Origin of the sequence: Cryobacterium shii, from assembly GCF_004402595.1 — a bacterium.
GTDB lineage: Bacteria > Actinomycetota > Actinomycetes > Actinomycetales > Microbacteriaceae > Cryobacterium > Cryobacterium shii.
The window spans coordinates 35,173-53,254 of record NZ_SOFY01000005.1; the positions used below are offsets into that span (position 1 = coordinate 35,173).

The 18,082-nt window shown below is 69.9% G+C and carries 11 protein-coding genes; 5 read left to right on the forward strand and 6 right to left on the reverse strand.

Annotated elements, in window-relative coordinates; all coding sequences use genetic code 11:
* Positions 1 to 204 precede the first annotated feature (204 nt).
* The 3 genes from E3O49_RS00650 (at position 205) to E3O49_RS00660 (ending at position 8,260) form a co-directional block, all read left to right on the forward strand.
* Positions 205 to 2,391: a putative bifunctional diguanylate cyclase/phosphodiesterase gene (locus E3O49_RS00650; protein ID WP_134365898.1), complete on the forward strand. Its 2,187-nt coding sequence runs from the start codon at positions 205 to 207 to the stop codon at positions 2,389 to 2,391.
* On the forward strand, positions 2,349 to 4,715 hold the full coding sequence (locus tag E3O49_RS00655) for a putative bifunctional diguanylate cyclase/phosphodiesterase (RefSeq protein ID WP_134450824.1): 2,367 nt from the start codon (positions 2,349 to 2,351) through the stop codon (positions 4,713 to 4,715). Before E3O49_RS00650 ends, E3O49_RS00655 begins: the two co-directional genes overlap by 43 nt.
* Positions 4,716 to 5,386: 671 nt before the next feature.
* Complete coding sequence (locus tag E3O49_RS00660; protein ID WP_134450825.1) at positions 5,387 to 8,260, forward strand: cation-translocating P-type ATPase; 2,874 nt, start codon at positions 5,387 to 5,389, stop codon at positions 8,258 to 8,260.
* A 723-nt stretch (positions 8,261 to 8,983) separates the two neighbouring features.
* Here E3O49_RS00660 and E3O49_RS00670 read toward each other — a convergent pair.
* The 5 genes from E3O49_RS00670 to E3O49_RS00685 all read right to left on the reverse strand — a co-directional run bounded on the left by E3O49_RS00670 (position 8,984) and on the right by E3O49_RS00685 (position 16,116).
* On the reverse strand, positions 8,984 to 12,676 hold the full coding sequence (locus E3O49_RS00670; RefSeq protein WP_134450837.1) for a TM0106 family RecB-like putative nuclease: 3,693 nt from the start codon (positions 12,674 to 12,676) through the stop codon (positions 8,984 to 8,986).
* 180 nt (positions 12,677 to 12,856) lie between these two features.
* Positions 12,857 to 13,219, reverse strand: coding sequence for a hypothetical protein (locus E3O49_RS00675; protein ID WP_134365060.1), 363 nt, complete (start codon positions 13,217 to 13,219; stop codon positions 12,857 to 12,859).
* Between the two features lie 109 nt (positions 13,220 to 13,328).
* Positions 13,329 to 14,261 carry a DarT ssDNA thymidine ADP-ribosyltransferase family protein gene (locus E3O49_RS16415; protein ID WP_160140985.1) on the reverse strand — a complete coding sequence of 311 codons (933 nt, stop codon included), beginning with the start codon at positions 14,259 to 14,261 and terminating at the stop codon, positions 13,329 to 13,331.
* Between the two features lie 53 nt (positions 14,262 to 14,314).
* The gene (locus E3O49_RS16420) at positions 14,315 to 15,253 is read right to left on the reverse strand and encodes a hypothetical protein (RefSeq protein ID WP_160140986.1); all 939 of its coding nucleotides are present in this window, start codon (positions 15,251 to 15,253) and stop codon (positions 14,315 to 14,317) included.
* A gap of 353 nt (positions 15,254 to 15,606) precedes the next feature.
* Positions 15,607 to 16,116, reverse strand: a complete 510-nt coding sequence (locus tag E3O49_RS00685; protein WP_134365061.1) for a universal stress protein — start codon at positions 16,114 to 16,116, stop codon at positions 15,607 to 15,609.
* A 169-nt stretch (positions 16,117 to 16,285) separates the two neighbouring features.
* Between E3O49_RS00685 and E3O49_RS00690 the strand changes: the two genes are divergently transcribed.
* On the forward strand, positions 16,286 to 17,068 hold the full coding sequence (locus E3O49_RS00690) for a potassium channel family protein (protein WP_160140987.1): 783 nt from the start codon (positions 16,286 to 16,288) through the stop codon (positions 17,066 to 17,068).
* A gap of 9 nt (positions 17,069 to 17,077) precedes the next feature.
* On the forward strand, positions 17,078 to 17,509 hold the full coding sequence (locus tag E3O49_RS00695; RefSeq protein ID WP_134365063.1) for an HhH-GDP family DNA glycosylase: 432 nt from the start codon (positions 17,078 to 17,080) through the stop codon (positions 17,507 to 17,509).
* 269 nt (positions 17,510 to 17,778) lie between these two features.
* Here the strand turns inward: E3O49_RS00695 and E3O49_RS00700 are convergent, their stop codons facing one another.
* Positions 17,779 to 18,075: a putative quinol monooxygenase gene (locus E3O49_RS00700; protein ID WP_134365064.1), complete on the reverse strand. Its 297-nt coding sequence runs from the start codon at positions 18,073 to 18,075 to the stop codon at positions 17,779 to 17,781.
* Positions 18,076 to 18,082: the final 7 nt, after the last annotated feature.

Below are 18,082 nucleotides of genomic sequence, written 5' to 3' on the forward strand. Positions count from 1 at the left end.
GTTCCGCGCACCGATTATCCCACCCTGCCCCCAACGTTCACCGGGCGACGGTTTTCCTGCTGTCATCGGCCACTGACAGCCCGTCCCCGCTGCTACTCTGATCATGAAATATGTGGGGGTCCATTGCAGTCGAAGTCAGGTGCTGATTACCGTCGCCGACTCGGCGTGTACATCGCCAGTCCGGGCACGAAGCTCATGTGGGTCATGGCATTACTGGTCTCCGCCTATGTGGCCGGACTGCTGTTGCCCGGCGACGCTCCCCGCCCCCTGCTCGACGGTTGGCTCGCGGGCCTGATCAAACTGGCTCTCGTCGGTGTCTGCTGGGCATCCGCGGCCAGAACGAGCTTCCGTCGTCCTGAACTCCTGCTGACCGCCGCGGGTGTCACCCTGGTCGGCATTTCCGACACCTACCTCCTCCTGGTTCCGGCGGATGTCCGACCGGTCGCCTTCCCGGCGCCGAACAACGTCGGCTACCTCGGGTTCTACGTTCTGATGCTGTCCGTGCTCGTGATCCTGCTGCGCCGCCAGATCCGCACCACAACCTGGTCGGTGGTGCTGGACAGCACCATCGGTGTCCTCGGCGCGTCCTCGGCGCTGGTCGTTCTGCTCACTCCCGTGCTGTTATCGATCGATGAGAACGGGACGGGCCTCTCCCTGGCACCGGGCATGGGCAACCCCCTGTTCACGCTGCTGCTGGTGGCCGGCATCGCCGGCATCGCGATCTCGCAGGGCCCGGTAGACAAGCGACGGTGGATCCTGTTCGTGCTCGGCCTGGTGATCTTCGCCTCCACCAACATCGTCTACGCCCTGATCGGCACCGGCTACGTGGTGGGCACCCCGCTGGACGCCGGCTGGGCCGTCGGCCTGGCCCTGATCGCCACCTGGACGGATGCCGCCGCCAACCCCGAGACGGCGTCGCCCCATTATGTGAACGGTACGGCCGCTCTCGCGCTGCCCGCCATCTCCACTGCGGCCGGCCTCGGTGTTCTCATCCTGGCCAGCCAGGTCCCGATTCCTGCGTTCGCGGTCGGGCTCGCGGCCACGACCATGGCCCTGGCCGCCATCCCGCTGGTCTCCCGGCAGGTGGCCCTGCGGCGCCAGGCGAGGACGGACGACTTGACCGGGCTGCCCAATCGCCGCGCCCTGTATGCCGGCGTCTCCCTGCGCCTCAGCACCGACCGCAGCCAGCGTCGCGCGTTGTTGCTCCTGGACCTGGACCGCTTCAAGGAGGTCAACGACAGCCTGGGACATGACGCAGGCGACCGTCTCCTGGTGCAGGTCGGTGACCGCCTGCTGAGCGTGCTCCGCACCGGGGACCTCCTCGCCCGGGTGGGCGGCGACGAATTCGCGATCCTGCTCGACCATTCCGGCCAGGTCGAGGCTGAGTCCGTGGCCGCCAAGCTGCGAAACGTGCTGGCGGCGCCATTCACGTTGGAGGGAATCGCCCTGCAGATCAGCGTCAGTATCGGGATCGCGCTGTATCCCGAGCAGGGCGACGACCTGACCGCCCTGCTGCGCAAGGCCGACATGGCGATGTACAAGGCCAAGTCGAACAACAGCGGTCACCACGTCTATCGCAGCGTGGACAACAGCCACGGCGAGACCAGGCTCCGCACCCTGCAGGAGCTGCGCGTCGCCCTGGAGAACGACCAGCTGGTGCTGCACTTCCAGCCGAAGATCGACCTGTCGGCGGGCATCGTCCACAGCGTCGAGGCCCTCGTGCGCTGGAACCACCCCACGCGTGGCCTGCTCTTCCCCGATCAGTTCCTCGCCCTGGTCGAAGAGGCCAACCTCATGCACGGCCTCACCCAGGAGGTCCTGCGCAAGGCCCTCGACCAGGCCCAGGACTGGGCGAGCCAGGGACGACCCCTGACCGTCGCGGTGAATCTGTCGGCCAGCTCCCTGGTCGATGCCGACCTCCCCGAGCGGGTCGGCGCCATGCTGAAGGCCCGCGACCTGACCGCGAGCGCCCTGATCCTGGAAATCACCGAGGACTTCCTGATGGCCGACCGCGACCGGGCCCGGGACATCCTGGTGCGGCTCCGCGGCAGCGGCATCCGTATCTCCGTCGACGACTTCGGCACCGGTTACAGCTCGCTGGCCTACCTGCGCGATCTACCCATCGACGAACTCAAGCTCGATCAGTCCTTCGTTTTCCCGATGGCCGAGGACCCCCGGGCCGCAGCCCTGGTGGCCTCGACGATCGACCTCGCGCACGGCCTGGGCCTGCGGATGGTGGCCGAGGGTGTGGAGAACGCCACCACCTACGACGAACTGGTGCGCTACGGCTGCGACTACGCGCAGGGCTATTTCATGTGCCGGCCCGTTCCGGCCGCACAGCTGGACCTGTGGATCGCCGCCCGCACGGGCGACCCGGCCAGGTCGCTCTGATCGGGGTGACATCGACCGGGACCTCGACCGGTACCTCGACCGGGATGTCGGCCGGGGACACCTCGATCCGCGGGCTGGCGAGGACCCTGCTGCTCCTGCTCGCCGGCCTCCTCGTCGTTGCCTACGCCGTGGGCCTGGTGGTGAAGGGCTCGGGGTTCAGCCCGCTGGTCGACGGCTGGCTGGCCATGGTCTCCGAGTGGGTCCCCGTGCTCATCGCCTGGCTCGCCTTGCGCCGGGTCGGCGGGGGCCGCATCGAGGTGGCCCTGGCGGCCGCCGCTCTCACCGCGAACGCGCTGGCGGACACGTACTACCTGGCGTCGACGGATTCCGGCGGTGCGGCGCCGTTCCCCTCGCCGGCAGACGCGGGTTACCTCCTGTTCTACGCCCTGATGCTGGGCGCGCTGGCCGTGCTCGTCAACCGCCGGCTCCGCGGATCGGCGTGGTCGGTGCTCCTCGACAGCGCCGTCGGCTCCCTGGGCGCCGCCGCCGTGCTGGCAGTGCTGCTCAGCCCCGTGCTGGACTCCGCGACGTCGGGTCCGGTCTCCCTCACCATGGCGGTCGCTACCGCCTACCCGGTCCTGGACCTTCTGCTGGTCGCGGCCGTCGCCGTGATCGTCGCCACCCACGGTCCGACGTCCGGCCGCCGCTGGCTCCTGCTCGTCGCGGGACTGCTCGTCTTCGCCACCGCCGACACGGCCTTCGCCCTGTTGGGCGGCGGCTACCTCGTCGGCACCCCGCTGAACGCGAGCTGGAACATCGGCACGCTGCTGATCGCCCTCTGGGTTGATCGCTCCACCACCCCGCTGCCCTTGCCGAGCCGCCCGGTCACGAACGTGTCTGCCCTCGCCGTTCCGGCGGTGTCGACCCTGGCCGGACTGGGTGTGCTGCTCCTGGCCAGCCAGGTTCCCGTGTCCGGCCCGGCCGTCGGTCTGGCCGGCGCGACCATGGCCCTGGCCGCGATCCCCCTCGTCGCGAGGCAACGCGTGCTGCGCCTCCTCGCCCGAACCGACGACCTCACGGGTCTCCGCAACCGCCGGGCGTTCAACACGGATGTCCCGCTCCGCCTGGCCGCATCCGAGCACCGCCACAGCGCCCTGCTCCTGCTGGATCTCGACCGGTTCAAGGAGGTCAACGACAGCCTCGGCCATGACGTCGGCGACCGGCTGCTGATCCAGGTCGGCATCCGTCTGTCGCAGCAGCTGCGTTCCGGGGACCTTCTGGCCCGGCTGGGCGGCGACGAGTTCGCGATCCTGCTCGGCGACTCGACCAGGGAGGACGCGGCGACCAGGGCCGAAAAGCTGCGCTCCGCACTGGCCGTGCCGTTCACGCTCCACGGGATCGCGCTGCAGACCAGCGTCAGCATCGGCATCTCCCTCTACCCCGAGCAGGGACAGGACGTGATCGCCCTGCTCCGCAAGGCGGACATGGCGATGTACAAGGCCAAAACCACGCACACCGAGCACACCGGGCACAAAGTCTATGACAGCGAGGACGACAGCCACGGCGACATCCGTCTGCGCACCCTGCAGGACCTGCGGTTCGCCCTCACCGATGACCAGCTGGTGCTGCACTACCAGCCCAAGGTCGACCTTGTCACCGGGGACGTGCAGGACGTCGAGGCCCTCGTGCGCTGGAACCACCCCACCCGGGGCATGCTCATGCCGGACCAGTTCATCGAACTGGTCGAAGAGGCCGGGCTGATGCACGCGCTGACGCAGGAGGTGCTGCGGAAAGCCCTGGACCAGGCGGCCGTCTGGCAGGCCCAGGGGCATCCGTTGCGGATCGCCGTCAACTTGTCGGCCAGTTCCCGCGTGGACATGGAGCTGCCGGAGCGGATCGGAGCCATGATCTCCGCCCGCGGGCTGACCGCGGCGGCACTGACCCTGGAAATCACCGAGGAGTTCCTCCTGAACGACCGGGATCGGGCCCGCGCCATCCTGACCCGGCTGCGCGGTCAGGGCATTCGCATCTCGGTGGACGACTTCGGCACCGGCTACAGCTCGCTGGCCTATCTCCGCGACCTGCCGATCGAGGAGCTCAATCTCGACCAGTCCTTCGTCTTCCCGATGGTGGACGATGCCCGGGCCGCGACCCTGGTCTCTTCGGCCATTGCGCTCGCCCACAGCCTCGGCCTGCGCATGGTGGCCGAGGGCGTGGACAATATGGCGGCCTACGACAAGTTGATCGGTTACGGCTGCGACTTCGCGCAGGGGTATCACCTCTCGCGCCCGGTCTCCGCCGCCGTTCTCGACGACTGGCTCGCCGCGCGGGGCGCGCCGCCCGAACTCGTGCCCGCCGCTCCCGTCGCTCCCGCCGCCCTGTAGCCCTGTAGCCCCGCCGCCCCGTAGCCCCGCCGCCCCGTAGCCCCGAGAGTTCCCGTAGCCCCGAGAGTTCCCGTAGCCCCGAGAGTTCCCGTAGCCCCGAGAGTTCCCGTTCCGGTCGAGAGTGACCGGCATACCGGCCGCGCTCGACCGGAACGGGAACAGTCACGGTGCCCTTGTCGAGCGGCGCGCGGCGGAGTAGAAAACGGGTGGACCGGTCTTCGTCCATCGGGCGTCCGACGCCGATCCCGTGGGTGACGTAGCCCTCGAAATCACCGGCCGGGGCATACCGGGTGATGGCGTCGTAACCGATCACGGCCGGGGGAGCGGAGACGACGCTCGACTCCGTGCCGCAGACGCCGGTGCGGGTGTACGAAGTGGAGAAGATCGAGCAGGGCCGGCACCTCTACGTCGTGGCGATCCAGATCGACTCCAGCCAGTGGCGCTGAGCGCGCGCCGTGGGGCACAGCCGTGAGGGGCGACTGTTCCCGTTCCGGTCGAGAGTGACCGGCACAGCGGCCACTCTCGACCGGAACGGGAACAGTGGCCGGATCTAGACTGGGCTGGACCCGGGCTCCCGGGGCGGCACCCGGTGGACCGGGAGCGGCACCGGACACTCCGGAGACACCGGACACCGAAGACACCGAAGACACCGGAGACGAGGACCTCTGCAGATGGACGCGTCGGTTCCAGCGGAGCAACCCGGGCAGGGTGAGCCGGGCCTCGAGCCGTCAGCGGTCGACCCGTCACGCGTCGACGCGTCACTCGTCGACGCGTCCCTGGTTGATGCCGGCGAGATCGCCCGCCGCCTCGAGGTCGATGTCACGACCGGGCTGTCCACCGACGAGGCTGCCCGGCGCTTGGCGGCCGACGGACCGAACGCGTTGCGCACGGTGCGGCCCGTGCCCGGCTGGCGCAAGATCCTCGCCCAGTTTCAGGACCCCCTGATCTACCTGCTGCTGGTCGCCACCGCGGTGTCGATCGGGGCCTGGCTGATCGAGGGCGCCGCCGGGCTGCCCGTCGACGCCATCGTGATCGCCGCGATCGTCATTCTCAACGCCGTGCTCGGCTTCGTGCAGGAGGCGCGGGCCGACAACGCGGTCGCCGCCCTGGCCACCATGACCGCGGCATCCTCGACCGTGCTGCGCGGCGGCCTGCTCACGACCGTGCCCAGCACCGAGCTGGTGCGCGGGGATCTGCTCGTGCTCGGCGAGGGCGACAGCGTGGGGGCGGATGCCCGGCTCACCGAGGCGACCGCGCTCCGCATCGCGGAGGCCTCCCTGACCGGCGAGAGCCAGTCCGTGACCAAAGACCCGCGCACCCTCCCCGCGGCCGTCGGGCTCGGCGACCGCCTGAACATGGTCTTCAAGGCGACCGCGGTCAGCGAGGGCGTCGGTCGGGCCGTCGTCACGGGTACCGGCATGGACACCGAGGTGGGCGTCATCGCGACCATGCTCGACAGCACGCAGGCGCACCCCACCCCGCTGCAGGACGAGATCAGCCACATCGGCAAACTGCTCAGCATGGTGGTCATCGCGATCGCCCTCGTCGTGATGCTCACGATCGTGCTCGCGCAGGGCGTGTCCACCCCCGCCGACTTCGTCACGGTGTTCCTGCTGGGGGTCTCCCTCGCCGTGGCCGCCGTCCCCGAGGGGCTGCCGGCGATCCTGTCGGTGATCCTCTCCATCGGGGTGCAACGGATGGCGCGGCAGAACGCCGTGGTCAAGAGCCTGAAATCCGTGGAGACGCTCGGTTCCGCATCCGTGATCTGCTGCGACAAAACCGGCACGCTGACCCGCAACGAGATGACGATCCAGCGGGTGCTGACCGCGTCGGGGCGGGTCGAGGTGACCGGGGTCGGCTACCGCCCCGAGGGCGAGGTGCGCCACGGCGGGGCGCCGCTCACCGACCCGGCCCTGCGCTACGAGACGCAGCTCGTGCTGGGCGCCGGCTCTCTCGCCGGCAACGCGCAGCTGGCGGAGCGGGACGGTGAGTGGGAGATCCAGGGCGACCCGACCGAGGCCGCGTTCCTGGTGGCCGCGGCCAAACTCGAGGGCACGACCGTGCACATGGCCCGGTTCGACCGGCTCGGGGAGATGCCGTTCACCTCGGAGCGCAAGATGATGTCTACCCTGCACCAGGAGCGAAGCGACGGCAGCCTGCGCATCTTCAGCAAGGGCGCGCCCGACGTTCTGCTGCACCGGTGCACGCGCCTGCAGGTCGGCGAGACCATCGTGCCCCTGGACGACGAGTCGCGGCGGCGGCTGCTGGCCGACATTCAGGAGCTTTCCGCGCAGGCGTTCCGCACCCTGGGCGTCGCCTACAGCAGCGCCGACGAGAACACCGCCCCGCTGGATGAGGCCGACGAACGCGACCTGATCTACGCCGGGGTCGTCGGCATCATCGATCCGCCGCGCGACGAGGTCACGGCGGCGATCGCGGAGGCCCACCGCGCCGACGTGCGGGTGGTGATGATCACCGGGGACCACCCGGGCACGGCGGCCCGGATCGCGAGCGACCTGGGCATCGACCGGCCCGGGGCGACCGCGCTGTCGGGAGCGGATCTCGACCGCCTCGACGAGGCGGGGCTGCGGGAGGCGGTGCGCGGGACATCCGTTTTCGCCCGCGTCTCCCCCCGCCACAAGCTGCGCATCGTCGACGCCCTCCAGGCGAACGGCGACATCGTGGCGATGACCGGCGACGGCGTCAACGACGCGCCGGCCCTGAAATCCGCGGACATCGGCGTGGCCATGGGAATCACCGGCACGGAGGTGACGAAGGAGTCCGCGAAGATGATCCTGGTCGACGACAACTTCGCCACCATCGTGGCCGCCGTGCGGGCCGGGCGGGTGATCCTGGACAACATCAAGAAGTTCCTGCGCTACCTGCTTTCCTCGAACATGGGCGAGGTGCTCACGGTGTTCCTCGGCGTGCTCCTGGCCGGAGTACTGGGGCTCACCGGCGCGAGCACCGAGACCGTGGTGCTGCCGCTTCTGGTCACCCAGATCCTCTGGATCAACCTCGTCACCGATTCCGGGCCGGCCCTGGCGATGGGCGTCGACCCCGAGATCGACGACGTGATGGCGCGCCCGCCGCGGCGCATCACCGACCGGGCGATCGACCGGCGGATGTGGGTGGGCATCATGTCCACCGGCCTGGTCATGGCCATGGTCACCCTCGCCACCATCGATCTGTTCCTGCCCGGTGGTCTCCTGCCTGCGCTGGACCCCGGCAGCGACGGCCTGACCGTGGCGCGCACCGCCGGCTTCACCACCCTCGTCTTCGCCCAGCTGTTCAACACCCTGAACGCCCGCTCGGAGTCGACCAGCGCCTTCCACCGCCTGTTCGTGAACCGGTGGCTGTGGGGTGCGATCCTGCTGGCCGTGCTGCTTCAGGTCGCCGTGGTGCAACTCCCGGTGCTGCAGGCCGCGTTCGGCACCGCCTCGATGGACCCGCTGCACTGGCTGGTCTGTGTGGGCATGGCTTCGCTCGTGCTGTGGGTCGAGGAACTGCGCAAACGGATGCTGCGCTCGCTCGGCCGCGCCTGACCGGTCCGTGTGATGCGCTCGTGTGTGCGCTCGCCGCTCGCCCCGCCCGCGACATCCACCCCGCTCACCCCGCTCACCCCCGCTCACCCAGCTCCCCCCGCTCACCCCGCTCACCCAGCTCACCCCGCTCACCCAGCTCACCCCGCTCACCCCCGCTCACCCCGCTCACCCAGCTCACCCCGCTCACCCAGCTCACCCCGCTCACCCCCGCTCACCCAGCTCCCCCCGCTCACCCAGCTCACCCAGCTCACCCCGCTCACCCCGCTCACCCCCGCTCCCCGTCTGCCGTTCGCCGCTCGTCCGAACGAATTCGACGGAGATTTTGCCAGAATCGGTCCAAAACAGGCTGAAATCAATGTTTTAAATCAAAATCTCCGTCGAATTGGTTAGTCGCGGTCTCCACGGTCAGGTCGCAGATAAGGAGGGAGACCGCCGGTCGGACAGACACCTGTGCGCGGCCCTCCCGTCCGAACGAATTAGACGGAGATTCTGCCGAAATCGGGCCAAAACAGCGCGCAATCACCTTTTTAGATCAAAATCTCCGTCGAATTGGTTAGTCGTGGGTCGCCTTGCTCCGCGCCGTTGCCTTGGCCAGCATCCGTGGCTGCAGTGAGCCCGCGCGCAGGCAGAACGGACTTGCCGGGCGGCGCAGCGGGGCAGCTCGGGCCCGCCGGCGGCTGGGGCGCCCCAGCTCGGGGCCGCCCGCCGGCGCGGGCCCGCCGGTTACGGCATACTCGGCGGGATGGGGACCGGGACCGCGTCTGCCGACTCGACGAGGGTGATGAACGCGCTGAGCTCGGCGACCGCGGCGGGCGTGACCGGCAGGAACTCGGTGAGCGCCGGCGAGTGCACGAGGTAAGCCGCCCATTTCGCCCGGGAGATCGCCACGTTCAGGCGGTTCTTCATGATCAGGAAGGAGAGCCCGCGGGGAACGTCTTCGGCAGAGGATGCCGCCAACGTCACGATCGCGATCGCCGCCTCCTGGCCCTGGAACTTGTCGACCGTGCCGACTCGCACCCGCGGGAACCCGGCCGCGGCCAGGGCCTCCCGCACGGTGTTCAGTTGCGCGTTGTAGGGGGTGACGACGATCACGTCCGCCTCGGTCAGCGGGTCCTCGCGGCGCCCCTCGGTGGGGTCCGTCCACCGGCGGCCGAGCCCCGGACTCACAAGCACCGAACTTTCAGGCACCGAACTCACCAGCAAGGAGCGCACCAGCGACACCACGACGGCGGCCTCCTCGGGCGACTGCACGGAGTTGCCGACATGCGTGACGGGCACGACGTGCAGGCCGGGCGCCACGCCCTCGAGCAGCCGAGTCGCGGCATCCGGATGCGAACGCAGCTCCCCCTCGTAGGACAACCTCGACACCGGTTCGGTGACGGCCGGATGCATGCGGCGGCTCTCCGCGAGGAAGTAGCCGAGTCCGGCCGGCAGCACGTCGTGGCCGGCACTGACCCAGCCGAGCGCGGACTGGTCGATCGGCTCCGGATGCGTGCCCTGGCTCACCTGCGGCAGCTGCTGCGGGTCGCCGAGGAGCAGCAGGTTGCGCGCTCCGACGCTCGCGGCGATGGTCGACGCGAGGGAGAACTGGCCGGCCTCGTCGACGACCAGGAGGTCGAGGCTCTGCCGGGGAACCCGGGCGGGGTTGCTGAAGTCCCAGGCGGTGCCGCCGACCACGAATCCCGTGGCGGCGTGGTCGAGGGCGAACATGAGTTGCCCGTCTTTCGCCAGTTCGGTGAACCGGGCCGGGGCATCCGCATCGGAATCGGAATCTGAATCCGCGGAGGAGGGCACACTGCCGGCCCTGGGCACCTTGCCGACCAGGGCCGGGTCGAGCCCGGCCTTCACGATCGCGGCGAGGAGAGTCTCGACCACGGCGTGCGATTGAGCCACCACCCCGATCTTCCAGCCGTGGCGGCGCACGAGGGTGGTGATCACATGCGCGCCCAGGTAGGACTTGCCGGTTCCGGGCGGGCCCTGCACGGCCAGGTAGGAGGAGTCGAGATCGAGCAGGCTTGCGGTCACGGCGTCGATCCGTTCGCGGCCGGCCGTCACGCCCGGAGTGACGCCAGCGGTCGCGCCTGCGGTCACACCCGAGGCCACACCGGCGGCCACACCGGCGGCTGCGGCGACCGGCGCCAGCAGGCCCGAGCGAGTGCGCGGCGGAACTCGCCGCAGAATGTCCACCATCGGCTCCTCGGGCCAGCCCGGTCGGGCGTCGACGATGTTCTGCGCCCACTCCTCGATCGCCGGCTTCTGCTGGCCGGCGGCCGGCGGCGCCGCCGGAGCCAGGGCGCTCGGCTTCTGAGACCACGGCTCGGTGTCCTTCGGCACGGTCTCCCGCACGAGGATGCTGTCGTCGTCGGCCACCTCGAGCACGGTCACCGTGCGGGCGGTGCGGGACCCGGGCTCGAGACGGGGGTCGAGGAAGGGGCCGGGGTATTCGTAGAGCAGGAACGGTCCGGCCTGGTCGCCGGGCTTGATGCTGCTGCCCGGCGCGAGGCGCCCCCAGAGGCGCAGTTCCCGGCGGTCGGTGCGCTGCCGGCCCTCCCGGTACCAGTCCCGTTCGACCCGGGCGCGCTCGACCCGCAGCACATCCCGGGTGTCTTCCCACGCCTCGATCGGCTGCGCGAGGCGGGCGTAGTGGCCCCACCAGAAGCTCTTCTGCTCGCGCCGGTGATAGTCGAGTGCGGCGGCGGCGAACGCGGCCGCCGTCCGGTCGGCGCTACGGTGCGGGTCGAGCGCTTCCCCGGCCACGGCGAGCAGCTCGCCGCGGAGCGGGGACGGCTCCAGCTCCCCGACGGTTTTCTCCGGGGCGACGGCGCCGACCGGGATGCCCCGCTCGGCCGCACGCGCGAGCAGCCAGTCCCGCAGGCGCAACGTCGACACGCAGTCGTACCGGTTGTAGTCGGCGATGGAGCGCAGCATCCGTTCGCCCTCGTCGACCTGGCCGAGCAGGTCGAGGTCGCGCGCCGCGGCGTATTCGGTGATCGAATCGGCCGCGTTCGTCACCTCGCCCACCCGCAGGTCGGCGCCCATGTAGAGCGGTTCGAGCTTCTTGATCGAGTAGGACCGCGACCCGACCCGCATCGCCTTCTTCACCAGCGGGAAGAGGTCGACGAGCACGTTCTGCTGCAGCAGAGCGTCGACCTCGTCTTCGCCGACGCCGTGCCGGGCGGCGATGCTCAGCAGGTGCGTGCGTTCGTAGGGGGCGTAGTGGTAGACGTGCAGGTTGGGGTAGCGGGCCCGGCGGGCGCCCAGATAGTCGAGGAAGTCGCGCAGCGCCTGGCGTTCCTCCGCCCAGGTGTGGGCCCAGAACGCGCGGAACGTGCCGTCGACCTCCACCAGGCCGAACAGGTAGTCGAGGCCCCAGCTCTCCGCGGCCCCCTCGGTGTAGAGCGGATCACCCTCGAAATCAAAGAAGATGTCGCCCGCGTCGGGCGCGGGCAGCACGGCCAGCGCGGCCGGGTTGCAGAGCTCGACCGGCGGCGGCTCGTCGGCCACGGCCCGCACCTGCAGCCGGGCCTGCGTGCGGAGCCCGGCAAGTGTGCTCTCCCCGATCCCGTCGACCACGACAGCGGGCAGCCCGGCGGCGCCGGCGACCGGGTCAACGGATGCCGCGAGCTGGTCAATCGTGAAGATCCCCGCCTCAGCCAGGCGCGCGCGCTGCGAGACGCGCAAACCGGCCACGAGCAGCACATCGCGCCGCGCCTGCACCTCGGCGTCACAGGTGTCGCAGCGCCCGCAGACCGTGTACCGCGCATCGCCCCACAGGATCGGGGCCGTCTCCGCGACCCGCTCGCCGATGATGCGCAGCAGTCGTTCCCGGCGCTTGCGATACACCGGGCGGATGTCGGCGAGCCGGTGCTCGCTCACGGTTCCGTCGCCGAGCAGCAGCTGCACGGTCTCGGCCGTGCGCACCCCGATGCGGTCGAGCTGCTCGGCGTAGGCCGCCAGCTGGAGCAGCGCCGTGACCCGGGCGCTGCGGGCGAGTTTGGTGTCCTGGACGAGGTAGCTGCCGTCCGGGCGGCGCACGATGAAGTCCGCGAAGCCGATGAAGGCCACGCCGGGGGCGGTCTCGTCGAAGAAGGTGGCCTGGAAGACGGTGTCGGCGCCGGCTGCGAAGGCGCGCACGGTGTCGGCGACGACGATCTCGATGCTGGCGCGCGACATCCGTTCGGGGCGGGCGATTTCGACCACGCCCCCGGCCATTCGGTAACGCTCGAGCACTCGGGCTTCGTGCTCGTCGCCGAGCCGCGCGGTGCGCTCGAGCATGGCGTCGGCCTTCTCCGGCACGGCGGCGGCGCGGCCGAGTTTCGCGTCGAGTTTGCGCAGAAAGGCGAACTCGCACTTCGAGGCGGCAGCGAGGTCGCTCGCGCTCGTCACCACCGTCTGGGCGGGACGCGTGCCGCTCATGGTCGCACTGCTCACCGGCGTGCCCGGCACCTCGTCGCGCTCCAGCAGAAACATCGTTCCCCTCTCGGTCCGCCCGTGACGAGCGTATCGGGAGGGTCTGACATCCCCGGTGAAAGCGCTCCGACGGGCAGCAGCGCGCCACCGCGGGCGGGGCCGCTTTCATCACGGGTCAGAACCCGGTCAGGAGGTGCGGCCGGTGTCACTGCTGTTGAAGTCGCTGCTGTCGAAATCGGTCGTCGCGATCTCCGCGTACGCGGGCGAGGGTTTGGGTTGCTGGAGAGCGAGAACCCGGTCGCGGAGGACTGCGATCACCTCGGTGATGTTCGGCTCGTCCCAGAGGGAATCCTCGGGAACGCTGATCAACTCACTCATCGGCCCCACGATCAGTTTCACCATGATCGGCTTCCCGGCGACATTGATCGCGGGCAGGTTCAGTGACTCGGTCGTCTGACTGATACCCAGGGCGGTGACGAGTTGGAAGAGTGCGTCTGCGATGGCGTCCGCGGTGAGGAAGGACGCCCCGCTGTAGGAGATTCGTCGCATGCAATCACTGTCTCCCCACCCCGCTGGGTATTCAACCCCCCAGGGAACAGCCCGAGGCCCGGCGGCCGCCAACAGGCGGTCGTCGGGCCCGAACAGGCGGTGCGGCGCGCTACTGCGCGTCGGACTCATCGGCCGCGTGGAACCACGGCGGGTACACGGCCACCTTGGGCTTGTGCGCCCCGGCGGCGAGGATGCCCCGCACCGCGTCGCGCACCTTGTCGTTGGCGACGCCGATCAGCGTGACCAGCTGGAACGGGAACTGCTCGCTGACGAGCAGCTCCGCCGCGCGGATCGCGCCCGATTCCTGGTCGGCGCGCAGCCGGCGCAGCAGCCGGTCCGCGCTCTCCGGCGCGGCACTGAAGCTGGTCAGCGGCCCGGCGGCGTCCGCGTCGGTGACGACGACGGCCGCCGCGGCAGGCTCGTCGGCGGTGGCGAGGTCGTCACGGAGCTTCTTGACCGTGCTGACCAGGATCACGAAATCGAAGATCTCAGCGTCGTGGGCCTGGCCCGAGAGGCGGGGGTCGGTGGCACCGGTGAGGATGCCGTCCCAGAGGTACGCGTTCGGCGACAGGAAGAACGGTACGTACGCGGCGACCCGGGTGTCGTCCGCCTCCGTGACGACCGCGGCGCGGCGTGCCGCGCGGGTGAGCACGGAGGAGAGGTCCACGGCGGGCCGGGTCTCCCAGGCGTCGCTGGCGTCGGCGAGCAGGCGCCCGCTGCCGAGGATTCCGGCGAGGTTACGGATGTGGGTGACGTGGTAGATCCGCTGCTCCCCCACGTTGTCGACGGCCGTCTTCGCCGCGCCGGAGACCCGCACCGGTGAGGCCTTGACGGTTCCGGCCGCCTTGGCCACCGGCACGGTCTTCGTGCCGCCGAGGGTCACGGTTCGCGGCGACGGCGAGCTGCGCAGCGAAGGAGCCTTAGCGGACTTGGCCCGGCTGGCGCGAACCGCGGGAACGGCCGGCACGATCTCGGGGGCTGCTTTCGGGAAGCACAGGGCACACAATCCACCCTCGAGTCCGTGGATACATTCGTCGCTCAAAACTAGTGAAAACCTTTCGTGTGCGTGGCCCCCACACTCTTCAAGTCCGATGCTCAAAGACCACGTATCAACGGTACGGTCATTTCGGCCCGGATGGTGACCGTTCGGCGCATTCTCTGCAGACCGACGGATGCGGCGAGCGCCAGCGTTCCGGTCGCCGCGACCCACACATTCAGCCCGAACACCATCAGGCAGAACGGCGCCAGCACGATCAGCAGGGTGGAGACCGAGACCGCCCAGTCGGCCGCGGCCCGATCGCCGATCCGCCGCAGGACCGGCCATTCCAGTCGGCCGAGCAGGGCCGACAGCAGGAACAGGGCCGCCACCGTCGCGGCGAAATACGCCGGTCTGGTCCACCACCACAGGGGCGTTTCCGGCGCCGGACCGCCCCACGGGGTCAGGAGCGTCAGCCCGACCAGCAGGGCGATCACCGGCACGTGCCAGAGGTAGATCGTGATCAGGCGGGCACCGATCGCCCCAACCAGCACCCGCACGGGCGCGAGCGCCGCGATCCGGTGCAGCACCGGGCGGGCGAGCGCCAGCAGCGCGAACTGGCCGACGCCCAGCACGGTCAGGGCCAGGCTCGGCGGGTTGAGGTCCTCGAGAATGTTCACCCGGGAGAGGCCCGTCTGGACCATCCCCCACAGGAGCAGGAAGCTGTCGGCTGCGAGCAGCAGCAGCGCCGCCCGGCCGCGCCGGGCGAACCATCCGTCGGCCACCCAGAAGCCCAGTTGCTGCAGGAACAGCCAGATGAAGATCATGTTGAAGATGCCGATCACCGCCAACCCGGAAGACAGTCGCCCCGCCTCGACCACGATCGCGCAGCCGAGCAGCACCAGCAGCGTCAGCACTCGGGCGCGGGCGTGCAGTTCCACCATCCCCGGCAGGAAGGCCTGGCTGAACGCGTAGGCGGCGAGGAACCAGAGCGCCGACGTCACCCCGGCGCCGATCAGCAGGACGGATGCCCGGTCCACCCCGCTCCACTGCAGCACCAGGATGCCGCTCGTGAGGGCCAGGAACAGCGGGGCCGCGGGCCGGGCCAGCCTCAGGATGCGGCCGCGGATGAATTCGGCCGGGGTCAGCCCGGCGGCGGCCGCCGCGGTCCACGCCCGATGGCCGGCGAACCCCCCCGATGATGAAGAAGAGCGGCATGATCTGCGCGACCCAGGTCACCGGGGGCAGCCACGGCTGGGCCGCCAGCACGTTGTCGAGCCGCAGGCCAGCGCCCGGGCGGAGGGTCGCCCCCATCATGAGCAGGTGTCCGAGCACCACCGGCAGAACGCAGACGACCCGCATGAGGTCGAGCACCCGGTCGCTGGCATCCGGTGTGTCAGGCGCCATGGCCTCAGCCGCCCTCCCAAGGGAGAGGCTCCTCGAAGGGGACGGGAGCGAGCGGGATGACCACCACCGGCCGGTGCTGCCGGTGAGCCAGCCGCACGGCGACGGAACCGCTGATGAACTTCGCCAGGGTGGACCGCACATTGGACTCCCGGGTGCCCACGACGATCATGGCCGCCCCGAGGGTCTGGGCCAGATGGCCGAGGGCGCGAGCCGGGTCGCCGGCCAGCGCACGGGTCGACCAGACGACCCCGGCCCCCTCGAGGATCTCCGCCAGGTGCGCGGCCAGGCGCGGATCGAACCTCTCTTCGGTCAGCTCGGGAGTGTCAGGGTCGAACGGGAGGGAACTCATGCTGCCGTCGGCATGCTCCACCACCATGTACCGGGTCGCCTCGACGGTGGCGCAGACGAGTTCGGCCTGGAAGCGGGAGGCGAAGACGGCGGCCTCCAGCACGACGGCATCCGGCTGCCTGTGCGTCACTCCGACGATCACCCGGACCGGTTTATCTGCACTCATCGCGCCCTCCGTTGCTTTCGCTGGTGACACTAGTCAGAAACCGGCGGACCGTCACCGTTTCGAGGGCGAGGCCGGCAGGGCGGGTCGGTGCGGGTCGCTGCGGGTCGGGTCGGTGCGGGTCGGTGCGGGTCGGGCGATCCGGCGCCGCTGGGCGAGCTAAGTTGGAACTGTGGGGCAGTCGACGATGACCAGGAGCGAACGGTGGGAACGGGCGACGGATGCGCCCCTCCTCTGGCTCGGGTTCGCTTTCCTCTTCGCCTACGCGACCCCGATCATCGCGCCCGAGATCGGCTCGTGGTGGCGCCTGCTGCTCGAGTGGGTCGAGATCGCCACCTGGGCGGCTTTCGCCCTCGACTTCACCGTGCGGCTAAGCCTCGCCCGCGGGCGCCTGAAGTTCATCCGCACCCACCTGCTCGATCTGGTGGCCGTCGCCCTGCCGCTGTTCCGGCCGCTCCGGGCGCTGCGCGTGCTGTCGATCGTGATCCTCTCTGCCCGGCGCCTGAGCAAGAAGCTCAAGAACCGGGTGATGACGTACGCGGCCGTGACCGCGGTCTCGGTCTGGTTCATCGCCGGCCTCGCGGTCACGGATGCCGAGCGGGGCGCCCCGGGCGCCAACATCCACTCCGTCTGGGAGGGGTGGTGGTGGTCGTTCATCACGATGGCCACGGTCGGATTCGGCGACCTGTACCCCGTGACGGCCGAAGGACGACTCGTCACGGTCGGTCTGGTCGCCACCGGCATCGCCCTGATCGGCACCCTCACCGCGTTCATCGCCGCCTGGTTCGCGTCGGCGAGCCGGGAAGCCGAGGAGGAGATCAAGGCCGAACTCGACGTCAGCGAGGACAAGCTCGACGCCCTGAAGCTCGAGATCGGTGAACTGAAGACCCTGGTCGAACGTCTGCTCGAACGACCCGTGCCCCCTTCGTCACCATCGCCATCGCCTGAGGGGTAGACAGGGGGCGTGACCGCACACATGACCGCCGCCGACCTCGGCCTCGACCTGTCCGACGGGGCCGAAGACCAGCTCTTCCGCTGGTTCCTGGCCAGTGTGCTCTTCGGCCGTCCCATCCAGCAGGAGGTCGCCGCCCGCACCTATGGGGTGCTGATCTCCCACGGCCTGACCGCCCCGGAGGAGTTCGCCCGCTACGACCGGGAGGGCCTCCGGGCCCTGCTCGACGAGGGCCACTACGCGCGGCTGGACTACATCATGACCGACGAGCTGCACGAGGTGATGCGAAGCGTGGCCGCCGAGCACGGGTCGGTCGGCGGGATGGTGCGCGCGGCGGCGTCACGGGAGGAGCTCACCCGCACACTCGTCGCGTTCAAGGGCATCGGACCGACGACCGCAAAGATCTTCCTGCGGGAGCTGCCGGCGAGCGTGCTGCCGCGCTGACGGCATCCGTTCTTTGTGCCACGTACCCCGCCGAGTCTCTGGACAGGTTCAGGTTCATCTGCCTAACATGGTAATGAGCGAATGCCCTTTTCGGGGCCGGGGAACTCGCCAGCAGAATCGACGCCACGCCCCACATGCCCCACGCAATAGAAAACGACATCCTGCCGATTCCGACCTGTGTCTCCTGTTTCACCCCCATGGCCCCGGCCGGCGGTGGCTGGTGGTGCGACGGTTGCCAGGAGTTCCTCTGACCGGGTTGACGGCTCCGTCTATTTGACGGCGATCAGCTCGATCAGACGGATGTCGGGATCATTCGCCAGCAGGCTCGGCCCGTGTTCGGCGAGGGCTGCGGGGATCGCACCGCCCAGGTGAGCCTGTCGGCCCTCCTCGGTCTCGAAGGTGTCGAAGATGCCGAACGTCTTCTCGTCGACCCGGAAGGCGTACCAGGTGCGGGTCTGGGGCTCCTCGTCCACCACCGCGCGGCCCGCCTCCAAGAAGTCCCACACGTCCTGCTCCTTGCCCGGCTTCGCTTCCACCAGGGCCAGTACTCCGAACTTGAGTGCCATCGGACTC